The organism is Polaromonas sp. P3_A5 (assembly GCF_056403055.1).
In genome coordinates, this window is sequence record NZ_JBFUGF010000001.1 from 1,758,704 (window position 1) to 1,772,216 (window position 13,513).

Annotated in this window: 15 protein-coding genes; 6 read left to right on the top strand and 9 right to left on the bottom strand. The window is 61.6% G+C overall.

What is annotated here, in order from left to right:
* Positions 1-340 precede the first annotated feature (340 nt).
* Positions 341-538 (top strand): hypothetical protein, encoded by a 198-nt coding sequence (locus tag AC1DU8_RS08295; RefSeq protein ID WP_457280519.1) that lies wholly within the window; start codon positions 341-343, stop codon positions 536-538.
* A 35-nt stretch (positions 539-573) separates the two neighbouring features.
* On the opposite strand, the gene AC1DU8_RS08300 is transcribed toward AC1DU8_RS08295, so the two are convergent.
* The 3 genes from AC1DU8_RS08300 to AC1DU8_RS08310 all read right to left on the bottom strand — a co-directional run bounded on the left by AC1DU8_RS08300 (position 574) and on the right by AC1DU8_RS08310 (position 2,405).
* Entirely contained in the window at positions 574-882 is a 309-nt protein-coding gene (locus AC1DU8_RS08300) for a pentapeptide MXKDX repeat protein (protein WP_457280520.1), read from the bottom strand.
* 92 nt (positions 883-974) lie between these two features.
* Complete coding sequence (locus AC1DU8_RS08305) at positions 975-1,766, bottom strand: molybdopterin-dependent oxidoreductase (RefSeq protein WP_457280521.1); 792 nt, start codon at positions 1,764-1,766, stop codon at positions 975-977.
* Positions 1,767-1,808: 42 nt separating this feature from the next.
* Complete coding sequence (locus tag AC1DU8_RS08310; RefSeq protein ID WP_457280522.1) at positions 1,809-2,405, bottom strand: cytochrome b/b6 domain-containing protein; 597 nt, start codon at positions 2,403-2,405, stop codon at positions 1,809-1,811.
* Positions 2,406-2,631: 226 nt separating this feature from the next.
* Between AC1DU8_RS08310 and AC1DU8_RS08315 the strand changes: the two genes are divergently transcribed.
* Complete coding sequence (locus AC1DU8_RS08315) at positions 2,632-3,198, top strand: TVP38/TMEM64 family protein (RefSeq protein ID WP_457280523.1); 567 nt, start codon at positions 2,632-2,634, stop codon at positions 3,196-3,198.
* Positions 3,199-3,200: 2 nt separating this feature from the next.
* Here AC1DU8_RS08315 and AC1DU8_RS08320 read toward each other — a convergent pair whose 3' ends face one another.
* The 6 genes from AC1DU8_RS08320 to AC1DU8_RS08345 all read right to left on the bottom strand — a co-directional run bounded on the left by AC1DU8_RS08320 (position 3,201) and on the right by AC1DU8_RS08345 (position 7,548).
* The gene (locus tag AC1DU8_RS08320) at positions 3,201-3,617 is read right to left on the bottom strand and encodes a hypothetical protein (RefSeq protein WP_457280524.1); all 417 of its coding nucleotides are present in this window, start codon (positions 3,615-3,617) and stop codon (positions 3,201-3,203) included.
* A 3-nt stretch (positions 3,618-3,620) separates the two neighbouring features.
* Positions 3,621-4,148, bottom strand: coding sequence for an O-acetyl-ADP-ribose deacetylase (locus AC1DU8_RS08325; protein WP_477702165.1), 528 nt, complete (start codon positions 4,146-4,148; stop codon positions 3,621-3,623).
* Positions 4,149-4,217: 69 nt separating this feature from the next.
* Positions 4,218-4,949, bottom strand: coding sequence for an amino acid ABC transporter ATP-binding protein (locus AC1DU8_RS08330; RefSeq protein WP_457280526.1), 732 nt, complete (start codon positions 4,947-4,949; stop codon positions 4,218-4,220).
* Entirely contained in the window at positions 4,927-5,694 is a 768-nt protein-coding gene (locus AC1DU8_RS08335; RefSeq protein ID WP_457280527.1) for an amino acid ABC transporter permease, read from the bottom strand. The genes AC1DU8_RS08330 and AC1DU8_RS08335 overlap by 23 nt, the downstream gene beginning before the upstream one ends.
* An 18-nt stretch (positions 5,695-5,712) precedes the next feature.
* Positions 5,713-6,480: a basic amino acid ABC transporter substrate-binding protein gene (locus AC1DU8_RS08340; protein ID WP_457280528.1), complete on the bottom strand. Its 768-nt coding sequence runs from the start codon at positions 6,478-6,480 to the stop codon at positions 5,713-5,715.
* A gap of 177 nt (positions 6,481-6,657) precedes the next feature.
* Positions 6,658-7,548, bottom strand: coding sequence for a dienelactone hydrolase family protein (locus tag AC1DU8_RS08345; RefSeq protein WP_457280529.1), 891 nt, complete (start codon positions 7,546-7,548; stop codon positions 6,658-6,660).
* 313 nt (positions 7,549-7,861) lie between these two features.
* On the opposite strand from AC1DU8_RS08345, the gene AC1DU8_RS08350 reads away from it, so the two are divergent.
* The 4 genes from AC1DU8_RS08350 (at position 7,862) to AC1DU8_RS08365 (ending at position 13,387) form a co-directional block, all read left to right on the top strand.
* Complete coding sequence (locus tag AC1DU8_RS08350) at positions 7,862-8,668, top strand: DUF2726 domain-containing protein (RefSeq protein WP_457280530.1); 807 nt, start codon at positions 7,862-7,864, stop codon at positions 8,666-8,668.
* Positions 8,669-8,735: 67 nt separating this feature from the next.
* Entirely contained in the window at positions 8,736-9,023 is a 288-nt protein-coding gene (locus AC1DU8_RS08355; RefSeq protein WP_477702164.1) for an HNH endonuclease, read from the top strand.
* Positions 9,024-9,031: 8 nt separating this feature from the next.
* Positions 9,032-11,791, top strand: coding sequence for a 7TM diverse intracellular signaling domain-containing protein (locus tag AC1DU8_RS08360; protein WP_477702163.1), 2,760 nt, complete (start codon positions 9,032-9,034; stop codon positions 11,789-11,791).
* 9 nt (positions 11,792-11,800) lie between these two features.
* Positions 11,801-13,387: an alkaline phosphatase D family protein gene (locus AC1DU8_RS08365; RefSeq protein ID WP_477665836.1), complete on the top strand. Its 1,587-nt coding sequence runs from the start codon at positions 11,801-11,803 to the stop codon at positions 13,385-13,387.
* Positions 13,388-13,513: the final 126 nt, after the last annotated feature.

Sequence of the window (13,513 nt, forward strand, 5' to 3'; positions counted from 1 at the left end):
ATTTGGAGCAGGGCGGTAAAGGGGCGGCACTATCGCGCGCTAGGCGCGCTGAAAAAATAGCGCGCCGAGGTTTCCAGGACGCGCAAAGCGTTTGCCCTGACATCGCTTGAGAGCTGCTTAGGGGCTTGCACGTAAAACGGCCAGTTGGCAGAGGTGCGGCCCTGTTGTGGCCGGGTGAACGGAATGACTGGCGTGGCCAGGGTGACAGGGGTGAAGGGTGGCCTGGTGGGAGGGTCATGTAGAAGCTGCATGTCAGTCTCTGGGTTGGTTGTTCTATGGAAATCACTTTTGAAGAACAATGGTACTGTACATACATACAGTCTTCAACTATGATTTACCCATGGACACAAACACCCCACCCGAATGGATTGCCCGCTGCGCTGAAAGGCTGCACCAGCGATGGCACACCGTCGGGCCTGACCAGCTTGAAGAGGTCGCCGCAGTCATCTGGCAGGACGTGAACCTGCGGCGCATGGCGCCCGCTGACGCCGCGGCGCTATGGCTCAAGCCGGTTGTGCCAGCCCCAGACGGGGCATAGCGGGCCGGCCGCAAGCGGCGCAGCGCGCAGCGGCCTTACTTTTTCATTTCGTCCTTGCCCATGGCGTCCTTGGCCATGGGGTCTTTTTTCATCTTGTCTTTTTTGGCCATGGCCATCTTGTCGTCCTTCTTCATGCCGTCCTTCGCCATGGCGTCTTTACCCATGGCATCTTTCGCCATCGGGTCCTTGGCCATGGCATCTTTTTTCATCGCATCCTTCTTCATGCCGTCTTTGGCCATGGCGTCTTTGCCCATGGCGTCCTTTTTCATCGCGTCTTGCGCCATGGCGCTGCCGCCGGCGAAGAGCATGCAGGCAGACAGGAGGGTTGCAGTCAATTTGTTCATGGTGTTGTCCTTGAGTGGTAGTGAATGAATGGATTGTTGAAAAAAGGCAATCGTTAAATGATTGCCCGCGTTGCAGGGTCTCTGAGCGGCGCTCAGCTACCTCCGAACCAGTTGTAGCCCTGGTCTTCCCAGTAGCCTCCAGGGTAGGTGTTGGTGACAAAAATCGCCTGGATGTGTTTGGGGTTCTTGTAGCCCAGCTTGGTGGGCATGCGCAGCTTCATCGGGAAGCCGTATTTGGGTGGCAGCGGCTGCCCGTCGTAAGTCAGCGCCAGCAGGGTTTGCGGGTGCAGCGCGGTGGGCATATCGATGCTGGTGAAGTAGTCGTCGGCGCATTTGAAGCCGACGTACTTCGCGCTCAGGTCGGCGCCCACATGACGCAGGAAACTGCCGAAGTGCACGCCGCCCCATTTGCCGATCGCGCTCCAGCCTTCCACGCAGATGTGGCGGGTGACCTGGTCCACTTGTGCCATGGCGTGCAACTCGGGCAACGCCCATTTGCGCCTGTCGGACACCATGCCCGTGACTTCCAGCCGGTAGCTGCTTTCCTCGATTTCCCGGATTTCGTCCTCGCCGTAGTAGGCGTTAAAGGGGAAAGGCCGGGTGATCATGGATTCGGGGTAGGTCGGCGCCAGGCGGTTGGGGTCAAACAGCAAGCCCTGCACTTCGTCGTTGATACGCGAAATCTTGCTGAGAGCCGTGTTGACGCTTTCGCTGTCGTCCAGCATGCAGCCGGTCAGCATGGAAAGGCCACCCAGCGTGAGCGAGGTGCGTAAAAAATTGCGGCGCGCCGTGCCGAGCTTGCGGGTGTGGGCAATGCGTGCAACGGCTTCGTCCAGCACAGCGGCGCTGTCGATGTCCATACGGGGAGGGGGCTTGATGATCATGGGGAATCCTTGCGCTTTGCGGCGGTTGGGCAGTTCGGCGGGTCAGCGGCCGCGAACCATGTAGACGAGGGTGCGCGGCACCAGCGCCACCATCACCAGGTGAACCGCGACGAATGCGGCCAGCGCGGCCATGGCGAAAAAGTGAACCAGGCGCGCACCTTCGTAACCCCCCATCAGTTCGCGCAGGAGCGGAAACTGCACAGACTTCCAGAGCACCAGGCCTGAAACGACGAGCAGGACACTGTCCACCATGACAAAGAGATAGGCCAGGCGCTGTACGGTGTTGTAGTGGCTGGGGTCGGCATGGGCCAGCTTGCCCTTGAGGGCCGCCAGCAAGTCGGCGACCAGCGCCTTGGGTGAAAGCGGAAAGAATTTGTGAAAGAGCCGGCGCGTGACGATGTTGAACGCCAGGTAGAGCAGGCCATTAAAGAACAGCAGCCACATGGCCGCAAAGTGCCACTGCAGCGCGCCGCCCAGCCAGCCGCCCAGCGTGAGGTCTTTGGGAATGCTGAAGCCCAGGAAGGCAGTGGCGTTGTAGATGCGCCAGCCGCTCATCATCAGCACGACCACGGCCAATGCGTTGAGCCAGTGCATGGCGCGCAACCAGCCAGGGTGGATGATCTGACGGGACGTGTTCATGAAATGCTCCTCTTGTGCTGGCCGCAACGCCCGGTTTTCCAGTGGATTACCGGGATTTCCGCCGCAGTCTTGCTGCGTGTTGCTGTTTGGTCGGGCCGGGCACGCACTTCTTACACGCTGATGGCATTTATTTGCAAAAAAGGGCCCCGGGCTGGCTGGATGGCCTTGGGTTGGCTGGCGCCTAAAATCGGCCGGTGTCCCTGCCCAAACCCGCAATAGAGCCAAGATGCACCGCTACAAAAGACTGATCGCCGTGGTCGCGTTTCTGGGCCTGCTGCTGGCGGTGTTCCAGCTTTCCGGTTTGCGCGACAACTTCAGTCTGGTCTTCCTGCACCAGAAATTCCTGGACAACGAAGTCAGCGGCTTGCTGATTTTTATCGCGCTGTTTGCGCTGGGCAACCTGATTCAGATCCCCGGCTGGATTTTTCTGGCCGCGGCTGTGCTGGCGCTCGGCGAGATGTGGGGTGGCCTGGCAACTTACCTCGCAGCCGTGATCTCATGCGCCTTCACCTTCTGGCTGATTCGCCTGATGGGCGGGGACGCTTTGCGGCAGATCAAGGGTCGGTGGGCTCAACGCACGCTGGCTCAGCTGGACGCGAGGCCGGTGGCGAGCATCGTGGTGCTGCGCACGCTGCTGCAGACCGTACCGGCGCTGAACTATGCGCTGGCAATGTCAGGCGTGAAGTTTCGTGACTACCTGGTGGGCACCCTGCTGGGCCTGCCGCTGCCGATTGCGCTGTACTGCGTGTTTTTTGATTACCTGGCGCGGGTGTTGAAGGTGCCGGGGTACTGAACCTAAACGGCGTTGCCTGCCATGCGGGAAAAGAAGGGCAGCGCAATCGCTGCCGCAAGAGAGAAGAAAAAAACCAGCCCATAGGTCATCAGGGCGAGCAAGGCTCCGCCTTTCAATTCAAGGGGTGCACCCGCCCTTGTTCTGGCTCGCGAGCCGAGCCACCATGCACCCAGACCCAGTTGTGCCGCCAGTCCGGTGGCCAGGTCCACAAGGGATTGGCGTATGGGGTCCGAGCCGGCGCCCAGCGACCTGACAACAGCACCGACGGCGAACAGAACCATGAACAGGACAACACCGAAAATGAATGCGTGTTTCCAGCTCAGTTGCGTACGGCGATAAAGCCAGGCCGCCAGTTTGACGCAGACAACATACGAAAAAATGGTGAATGCAATCGGGACAAGGCCGGGAAGTTCTGGCATGCGTCAATCTCCGCAGTCAAGGGCCTTGCCCAGCACATGCTGGTAGACCGCCAGGTCTTGCGCCGAAAAGCAGCAGAACACCACTTCCGTCAAGGAAGAGGGTTGCTGCAGAGCCTGGCGCACGCTGGCCACTGCGACCTGGGCAGCCAACTCAATCGGGTAGCCGTAAATGCCGGTGCTGATGCTGGGGAAGGCCATCGACGTGACGCCTTTGGCTGCCGCGATTTCCATGGCGCGCCTGTAGCAGGAGGCCAACAACTCAGGCTCGCCGTTGTTGCCGCCGCGCCAGACCGGACCCACCGTGTGGATGATGAACTTCGCCGGGAGCCGGTAGCCTTTGGTGGCTTTGGCCTCGCCGGTTTTACAGCCGCCCAGCAGGCGGCATTCATGGACCAGTTCAGGCCCTGCAGCGCGATGAATGGCACCGTCGACACCGCCGCCGCCCAGCAGCGATGAATTGGCAGCGTTGACGATGGCGTCAAGCTGCAGTTTCGTGATGTCGGCCTGGACGGCCCGGAGGGTTGCAGGCATGGCGACCTCTCTGGATGGCTGAACCTTGCTGGGAGAAACGCGTGCCCGCAGGAGCGGGCGCGCGCTGTCTCACAACACCTTGCTCAAAAAGCGCTTGGTACGCTCTTCCTTGGGGTTGTCAAAGATCTCCGCCGGTGAGCCCTCTTCGATCACCAGGCCTTCGTCGATGAACATCACGCGGTCGGCCACCTGGCGGGCAAAACCCATTTCGTGGGTGACGACCACCATGGTCATGCCTTCTTCGGCCAGGGCCTGCATCACGGCCAGCACTTCGCCGACCATTTCGGGGTCGAGCGCAGAGGTGGGTTCGTCAAACAGCATGATGCGCGGCTGCATCGCCAGCGCACGGGCAATTGCCACGCGCTGCTGCTGCCCGCCCGAAAGCTGGTTGGGGTAGGCGTCGATCTTTTCGAGCAGCCCGACCTTGACCAGCAGTTCACTGGCGCGGTTGCGTGCCTCAAGTGCCGTCAGCTTGCGCACCTTGGTGGGCGCCAGCGTGATGTTTTCCAGCACGGTTTTGTGCGGAAACAGGTTGAAGCGCTGGAACACCATGCCGATTTCCGAGCGCAGGGCATCGACGTCGGTTTTGGGTTCATGTACGGACACGCCGTGCACCAGCACCTCGCCACCGCTGGCGTCTTCCAGTCCGTTCAGGCAGCGCAAAAAAGTGCTTTTGCCCGAGCCGGAAGGGCCGATGACGCAGACGACTTCGGTGGCCTTGATGGCGCAGTCGATGCCGCGCAATACCGGCGTGTGGCCAAACTGCTTGGTCAGCCGCTTAACGCGAATCACCTCGTCCATAACGAGCCTCCAGTTTTTTGACAAGGTAAGCCAGGCCCAGCGTCAGCACCCAGTACATGAGGGAGATGGTGAGGTAGGGCTCCCAGTAGCGTGAATAGGCGCCGGCGACGGTGCGCGCGGCGTAGGCCAGTTCGGCCAGACCAATCGCCGAGATCAGCGACGAGTCTTTCAGCAGCGAGATCGCGTTGTTGCCCAGCGGCGGCAGCATGCGGCGAAAAGCCTGCGGCAGCACGACGTGGTACATGGTGCGCGGAAAAGACATGCCCAGCGAACGCGAGGCTTCGACCTGGCCCTTGTCGATGGACTGGATGCCGGCGCGGAAGATCTCGGAAATGTAGGCGCCGGCATTGAGCGTGAGCGCCACGATACCGGACAGGAAGGCGCCGTAGTTCTGCTTGATGTCGCGCGCTGTCTCGCCCGAGATGATCAGGCCGTCAGTCGGGTTGATGAACAGCGGCAGCACTGCGAAGTGGATCAGCAGGATCTGCACGAACAACGGCGTGCCGCGGAAAAAGCTGACGTAGACGGTAGAGGGCCAGCGCAGGGCGTATTTGCAGATCGCGCGCGCGGGCGAGTGGCGCGATTCGGCCACGCGCGCCATGCCGACCGCCAGGCCCAGCAAGGTGCCCTGCACGATGCAGATCAGTGTCACCATGATGGTCATCTGCAGGCCGCGCCAGAACAGCACGCTGTACTCGGCAATGATGTCGGCCCGGAACCAGCCGAACCAGAGGACGTGTTCCATAAGGAGGTGTCCTGATGTTTACTGGGCGGGCAACGCGGGAGCGTCGGCCTGGAACCATTTCTTGTAGATGGCGGCGTAGCTGCCGTCGGCCTTGACGGCGGCCAGGCCTGCGTTGAGTTTGTCCTGCAGCGCCTTGTTGCCCTGTTTCACGACGATGCCGAAGTATTCCTTGGGAAAGCTCGCGTCGCTGACGGTCTTGAGCTGTTTGTGTTCCTGGGCGCGAAAGGCGATCACCCCGTTGTCGCCGATGGCGGCGTCCAGGCCGTTGTTGGCCAGCTCGGAGATCACGACCGGGGTGCTTTCAAAGCGGCGGATGTCGGGGTTGGTCTTGCCGAATTCGCGCGAAGCCATGTCGTCGCCGGTGCTGCCGGTGACCACGCCGATTTTTTTGCCGGCAAGGTCTTTCAGGCTCTTGGCCGTGCTGTTGCTGTGCACGGCGATCAACTGGCGGGCTTCGAAGTAGGGGGCGGTGAAGTCGTAGGACTGCTTGCGCTTGTCGTTGATGGTGACGCCCGAGATGACCAGGTCCACATCGCCGTTGTTGAGGGCCGCGAAGATGCCGGTCCAGGGGGTGTTGACGATCTTGATCTGCAGGCCGGATTTCTGGGCGATGGCTTTGATCATGTCTACGTCATAGCCGACAATTTCCTTGGTCGGGCTTTCATAGGCAAACGGACGGTAGGTGGCGCTGGAGCCGACGACCAGCTCCCTGTTTTGGGCCTGGGCTGCGCCCAGCGCACAGGTAAGCAAGCCGGCTGTCGCGGCAATTTTTTGCAGAATGTTCATGGTTGTGTCCAGAGGATCTGAGTGAGGGAAACGCTCGCCGGCTCGCGGAGAGGCCGAAAAGCGAAAGTAGCCAATGGTAACGCGTGCAAAAGCCGTGCCTGGCGCGTTCCGGGCAGGGTTTTCGCGGGGGACGATGCAGGGATGGGCGGGCAGCGGGCCCGCGATGCCTGACCGGTTCTAGGCCCTGAGCTGTTTGTTAAAAAACGCCAGGGTGCGCTCCCACGCCAGCTTGGCCGCGGCGGCGTCATAACGCGGCGTGGTGTCGTTGTTGAAGCCGTGTTGCGTGCCCGGGTACTGGTAGGCGGTGTAATTCGCACCTGCCGCCTTGAGTGCCGCCTCGTAGGCAGGCCATGCGGCATTGATGCGCTCATCCACCGCAGCGAAATGGATCAGCAGCGGTGTCTTGACCTTGGCGGCATCTTCCGCTGCCGGCAGGTTTCCGTAGAAGGGAACGGCTGCGCTGAGCTCCGGCAGGCGCGTGGTGAGTGTGTGCGACATGCCGCCGCCATAGCAGAACCCGACCACACCCAGCTTGCCGGTGCAGTCGTCCCGGCTCTTGAGCCAGGTGGTGGCCGCCACGAAATCCTCCACGCACTTTCGCTGGTCCAGTTTGGCGAACAACTCGCGCGCCTTGTCTTCGTCGCCGGGGTAGCCGCCCAGGGGGGTGAGTGCGTCGGGTGCGAAGGCGATGAAGTTGTCCAGCGCCAGCCGGCGGGTGATGTCTTCAATATGCGGGTTGAGGCCGCGGTTTTCATGAATGACAAGCACGCCGGGCAGTTTGCCCGTGGCATTGGCAGGCCTGGCCAGATAGCCTTTGACTGTGCCTGAGCCGGCGGACGACGGATAGCTGACCATGTCGGTCTTGATGCGTTTGTCATCCCGGGCAATTTGCTGCCCCGCGGCAAAATCGGGGCTGAGGGCGGCCAGCAGGGCTGTTGCGGTCAGGCCGGCGGTGGCGAATTTCTGGGCGCGCTCCAGGAACCCGCGCCTGTCAATGGTGCCGTGGACATAGGCATCAAACAGAATCAGCAGTTCCTGGTCAAAATCCTGGGCGGTCTTGCGTGGCATGTTGGGCTCCTGCAAAAAATCGAGCATACCGATTCGTGGCCTGCGTGGCAAAGGTCATCGTCAACCCGCAGGGCCGCAGTGTTTTGCGGCGCCATCCGGATGCTATGAAAAATATAGCTGCTTGCGCACGGCGGGGTTGGGCTGGAGGCTCTTTTTGTGCCTGAAACCCCTGGAAAACCGGCAAAACCTGTTTTAATAACGCACCGGGACGCTGGCCTGAATTGACAGGGCGTCCGTTCTGTGACTCACTGGGGTCGCTGTTCGCACTGCCTGGCTTCGGCGGCATCCCCAATCGATAGAGGAGAACTGCATCTTGAACCTGATTTCCTGGCTGATGACGTTGCTGGGCGTCGCCGTGGGCGCGCTTGCAGGTGTTTTGCTGTATGCCGCCTGGCTGCGCAAAAGCGCGAGTGCGAAGCTGCGGATACCCCACAAATGGCCGCTGCGTGCCCGCGGGGTGGTTACCAACGATGAATACGAGGTATGGAAATGGCTGCGAAGCACTTTCCACGACCACGCGGTGATGGTCAAGCTGCCGGTGCTGCGCTTTACCATTCCGCTGGAAAAAGACAAGGAAAAGGAAAAAGACAAGGAAAAAACCGAACGCCTGCTTGAGCTGCTCAATGGCGTCTACACGACTTTCACCATCTGCACCCTGGATGGCAAAGTTGTCGGTTGCGTGGATTTGCGCGGCAAACGTGATGTGAGCAAGGCCACCCGCCAGCTCAAGGAGACACTGCTGTCGGATTGCGGCATTGCCTACACCTCCATCAAGGCCGGCCGTCCGCCCACGGTCAGCGCCATGCGTGCCGCCTTCCTGGGGGAAATTCCGGAGGAGCTGGTGCAGGAGCACCAGGAAACCCGCGGCGGCGACAGCAGTTTCCACGCCGACCTGGAATCTTTCACCCGGGAACGTGTCAAGGCCGCCAAGGACGCCGCGCTCAAGGAACTCAACAAGGACAACCAGCCAGAAGTCTCGCGGGCCGCGGCTACGAGTAACGTCGGCTTCAATCCCGACGGTACGGGGGGCATTCGCATAGACAAGAACAATCGTTTCGCCACGCAGTGGGAAGATTCCTTTACTCAACCCGCCGATGCGCGGCCGGCCAGGATCGAATAGGGGACGCGGCAATGAGCGCTGCGCAAAGGCAGCTGCCCGCGAGCGGCGGTCAGAGGAAAACGCTGCCGTGAGCAGGCTGGGGCATACCCGGGACAAGATCTACAAAACTGTGGCACGGCAGCTCCACGGGGTGGTGCCGTGCTGGGTGTGCGGCGAACATGTCACGCCCCAGGCCGCCACCCTGGAGCACATCCTGCCCCTGAGCGAAGGGGGCAACAGCCATGCAGAAAACCTGGCGATCAGCCATGAAGTCTGCAACGGCCAGCGGCACGCTGCAGGTGCCGTTCCGGCTTCTGCCGTCTCGCCGGGGCAGGTCCAAAGGCGCAAGTCCCCGCTTCTTGCCGCCAATCCATGACATCTTGCTTGCGGTACCTGTTTCGGTTTGTGCTTGCCTTGCTGCTGGTGGGTGCCGGGCCATTGGTTTGGGCGCAGCCGCAGGAGCCCGTGCAGGAGCGCACCGAAGCGGGTGAGATCACCATCGGCGGCGACGACAGATATGTACTGTCGCAGTCGTTTACCTACCTTGAAGACGCCGGCGGCGAGCTGACACTGGCCGACCTTTTGAAACCGGATGCCCAGGCGCGCTTTCAGCCGGTGCCGCAAACCGGCTCGGCCACCAATTTTGGTTTGACCAGCTCGGCCATCTGGCTGCGTGTGAACCTGCGGACCGAACGCAGCACACCCGCAGACTGGATGCTGGAGCTGGCCTATCCGCCGCTGGACCGGCTGGAGCTGTATTCACCGGACGGCAAGGGCGGCTTTGTGTGGCAGGTGGGCGGTGACCTGTTGCCTTTTGCAGATCGGGCCGTGGTGCACCGCAACCACGTGATGCCGGTGCGTCTCAAGCCCGGTGCCGTCAATACGCTCTACCTTCGGGTGACGTCGGACGGCACGGTGTCTGCGCCCGTTCGTCTCTGGCAGCCCGCGGCGCTGTGGCGGCACGACCAGGCTGAGTACGCCACGATCAGCCTCTACTTTGGGTTGCTGGTCGGGCTCTTTTTCTACAACCTGCTGCTGTTTTTCTCGGTGCGTGACCGGGCCTACCTGATCTATGTGGCATTTGTCGGCTGCATGGCCATCGCGCAGGCCGCGTTGACGGGTTTTGGCGCGCAATTCATCTGGCCGGGCCTTACCTGGTGGAACAGCATTTCGCCCCCTGCGGGCATGGCGGCGACCGCCTCTTTCGGCATTTTGTTTGCACGCAGCTTTCTTTCCAGTGCACTCAAGATGCCCCGCATGGACCGCTTTATAAAGGCGCTGGTGGGCGGCTGGCTGCTGACCCTGCTGGCCGCTTTTACGATGCCTTATGTGGTGTCTTCATGGATGGTGACCGTGCTGGCGGTTCTCAGTGTCACCACGCTGGTCGCGGTGGGTTTGCTGAGCGTGCGCATGGGGCATCCCGGGGCCCGGTATTTCCTGGCGGCATGGGCCCTGCTGCTGGTGGGTGTGGTGACGCTGGCGTTGCACAACACGGGTGTCCTGCCGTCGAATGTACTCACGGCCAATTCGCTGTTGATCGGGTCGGCGCTGGAAATGGTGGTGCTGTCGTTTGCGCTGGCGGACCGCATCAACGTCACCCGGCAGGAAAAAGAGCAGGCCCAGGCCCGCATCATGGCTGAGCAATCCATGGTGGAGGCCTTGAGCGTTTCCCAGGAAAACTTTCGCACCCTGCTGAAAGAGCGCGAAATGATCCTGGAAAACTCCATTGTGGGCATTGCCTTCCTGACACCGGATGGCCGCTTTCGCTGGGCCAACCAGGCCATGCTCAAGGTATTCGGTGCAGGCAGCAATCCATTGACCTCGATGGAGCCGTTTTACCTGTCGCGTGAGCAGTACCTGACGGTGGGCGGTGAAGTGGCCGCCTGCGTGAGCCGCGGTGAAAACTACGAAGGTGAGATCCAGGTCCGGCAGTTTGACGGTACGCTGATCTGGGTGTCGCTGTCGGGCAAGTCCGTAGCCGGACGCGACCTTTCGCAGGGCACGGTCTGGGTGATCATCAACATCACGCAGCGCAAGGAACTGGAGGCCAAGCTGCTGCGCACATCTTCCGAGCGCGAAGCCATTCTTAATAGCGCGCTGGTGGGCATTGTGCTGTCGGTGAACCGGCGCCATGAGTGGGTCAACGAGAAATTCGCCCAGATGATCGGCGGCCCGCGCGAAGAACTGATGGGGCAGTCTTCCAGCTATATTCATCCCGACCTTGCCACCTGGGAGCAGTTCGGCAAGGAGGCGCGTGAGACGCTGATTGCCACCGGCAGTTATATCAATGAACGCCGGCTCAGAAGGCGGGACGGACAGCTCTTCTGGGTGCAGATGGCCGGCAGCTGTGTTCAGCCCCATGACCCTGATTCAGGCGTGATCTGGGCGTTCCTTGACATCACAGAACGCAAGAAATCGGAAGAAGACACACGCGAGGCCCTTGAGCAGCAAAAGGCGCTCAATGAACTGCGCACGCGCTTCGTGGCCATGACCAGCCATGAGTTCCGTACACCGCTGTCTGGCATTCTTTCCGCCGAGGAATTGCTCAGGCATTACGGCAGCCGCTTGCCTGAGTCGGAAAAACTGGAGATTCTGGACAGCATTGCCGCCGGCGTGAAACGCATGACGGGCATGTTGGACCGCGTGCTGCTGCTGGGCAAGGCCGATGCCCAGATGCTGGAGTTTGAACCGCATCCGCTGGACCTGCACAGGCTGTGCCAGCAATTGGTGGAAGAGGCGCGCACCCAGCAACCGGACAGCCTGTGCGAGTTGCAGCTGGATTATTCCGCCGGGGCGGGAGAAGGCCTGTACGACGAGAAGCTCCTGCGCCACATCTTCAGCAACCTGCTCTCCAATGCGGTCAAGTACTCGCCGCTGGGCGGTCTTGTGCGGTTCACCGTGAGCATCGATCAGGACATGACCGTCATGGAGGTGGCGGACGAGGGCATCGGTATTCCGGAGGACGAGTTGCCGCACCTGTTCGAATCTTTTCACCGCGCCAGTAACGTGGGCACCATCCAGGGCACCGGCCTGGGCCTGGCGATTGTGCGCAACGCGGTCGACATCCACGGCGGCACCATCGATGTGCACAGCAGCGCCGGCTCGGGAACCACCTTCATTGTGCGCCTGCCGGCCAGGCACTGAGCGATCCACATGACTCCCGTAATCCACAGGCGCCGGTTGCTTCAGTCGCTGGCGGCGGCGGGTGCTGGTTTTTACCTGCCAACCAGGGCATCGGCCCAGCAACGGCTGACCGGCAATCCTTTCACGCTGGGCGTGGCCAGCGGCTCCCCCACCCATGACTCGGTGGTGCTCTGGACGCGGCTGCTTCTGGACAATGATGCGGCCATGCGCTTGCAGCCGGCGCCGGTGGCCGTGCGATGGGAGATTGCGCACGACGATCATTTTTCGCGCATCGTGCAAGCCGGCCAGACCCATGCCGTACCCGGTCTGGCCCACTCGGTGCATGTGGAAGTGCAGGGCCTGGAAGCCGACCGCTGGTATTTCTACCGCTTTGCGGTGGGCGATGCGTTAAGCGCCACCGGCCGCACCCGCACCTTTCCGGCACCCGATGCCGCTGTGGGGCGGCTGCGGCTGGCCTATGCCTCTTGCCAACGCTGGGAACACGGCTACTACAGCGCCTACCGCCATATGCTTGCAGAAGAGCTTGATCTCGTGCTCTTCCTGGGCGACTACATCTACGAGTACCCCAACGCCGGCCAGCCGGTGCGTGTGCCCACGGGCGGTTGGGTGCTCACGCTGGACGACTACCGCCAGCGCTATGCCATGCACAAGGTTGACGCCGACCTGCAAGCGATGCATGCAGCCTGCCCCTGGCTGGTGACGTGGGATGACCACGAGGTGCAAAACGACTACGCGGGCGCCACACCCGGCAACAGCGGGCCGCCGGCGCCGGACTTTGCCGCCCGCCGCGCTGCCGCTTACCAGGCGTTTTATGAACACATGCCCGTGCGCGCTTCGGCGCTGACGCGGGCCGTGGGCGGCCTGGCAAGCGGCGCAGAAATGCGCATTTACCAGCGCGTTCCCTACGGCCGCCTGGCCTCGCTCTACATGCTGGACGCCCGCCAATACAAAGATGCGCAGGCCTGCACGCGTGACGGCAAAGCTGGCTCCGGCACACTGAACCCCGCCACTTGCGCTGCGTGGAAAGATCCGGCCCGCAGCATGCTGGGGGCGCAGCAAGAAAGCTGGCTGGATGCTGAATGGAGCCGGGCCGCCAGCAAGGAGAGCGGCTGGAATCTGGTCGGCCAGCAATCGCTTTTTGGCCAGCGGGACTTTCGCCGTGGGCCTGAGCAGGTCTTCTGGAACGACGGCTGGGACGGTTATGCCGCGGCGCGTATGCGGTTCACGGACTCCCTGCGCAAGCACGCCGTTGCGAACCCGGTCATCCTGGGCGGCGATGTGCATGAAAACTGGGTTGGCCACATCAAGGCCGACTACGCGGATACTTCCAGCCCGTCCGTGGGCACCGAATTCTGCGGCACCAGTATCACGTCCCGTTCAGCCGGTAACGCGAAAATTCCGGACTACCTCGCCGAAAATCCGCATTTCGTGTTTGCGGACTCAGAACGGAAGGGCTACGGCGTGGTGGAACTGACCCCGCGCAAGCTCACTACCACCTTGCGTGTGGTGAGCGACGTGACGCGCGCCGACAGCGGTGTGCGAACACTGGCGCAGTTTGCGGTGCAGGCGGGGCGCCCGGTGATCGAGAAAGCCTGAATCCGGCATGAGTGCAGCAGGCCCCGGGTTCAGGTATTTTGAGGCTTTTTCGTAAGAAAAATCGGGCTCTAGCCCTTTCAGTGCATGCGCGAGAAGCTATTAAAACAATAGCAAACGAGTGCCCGC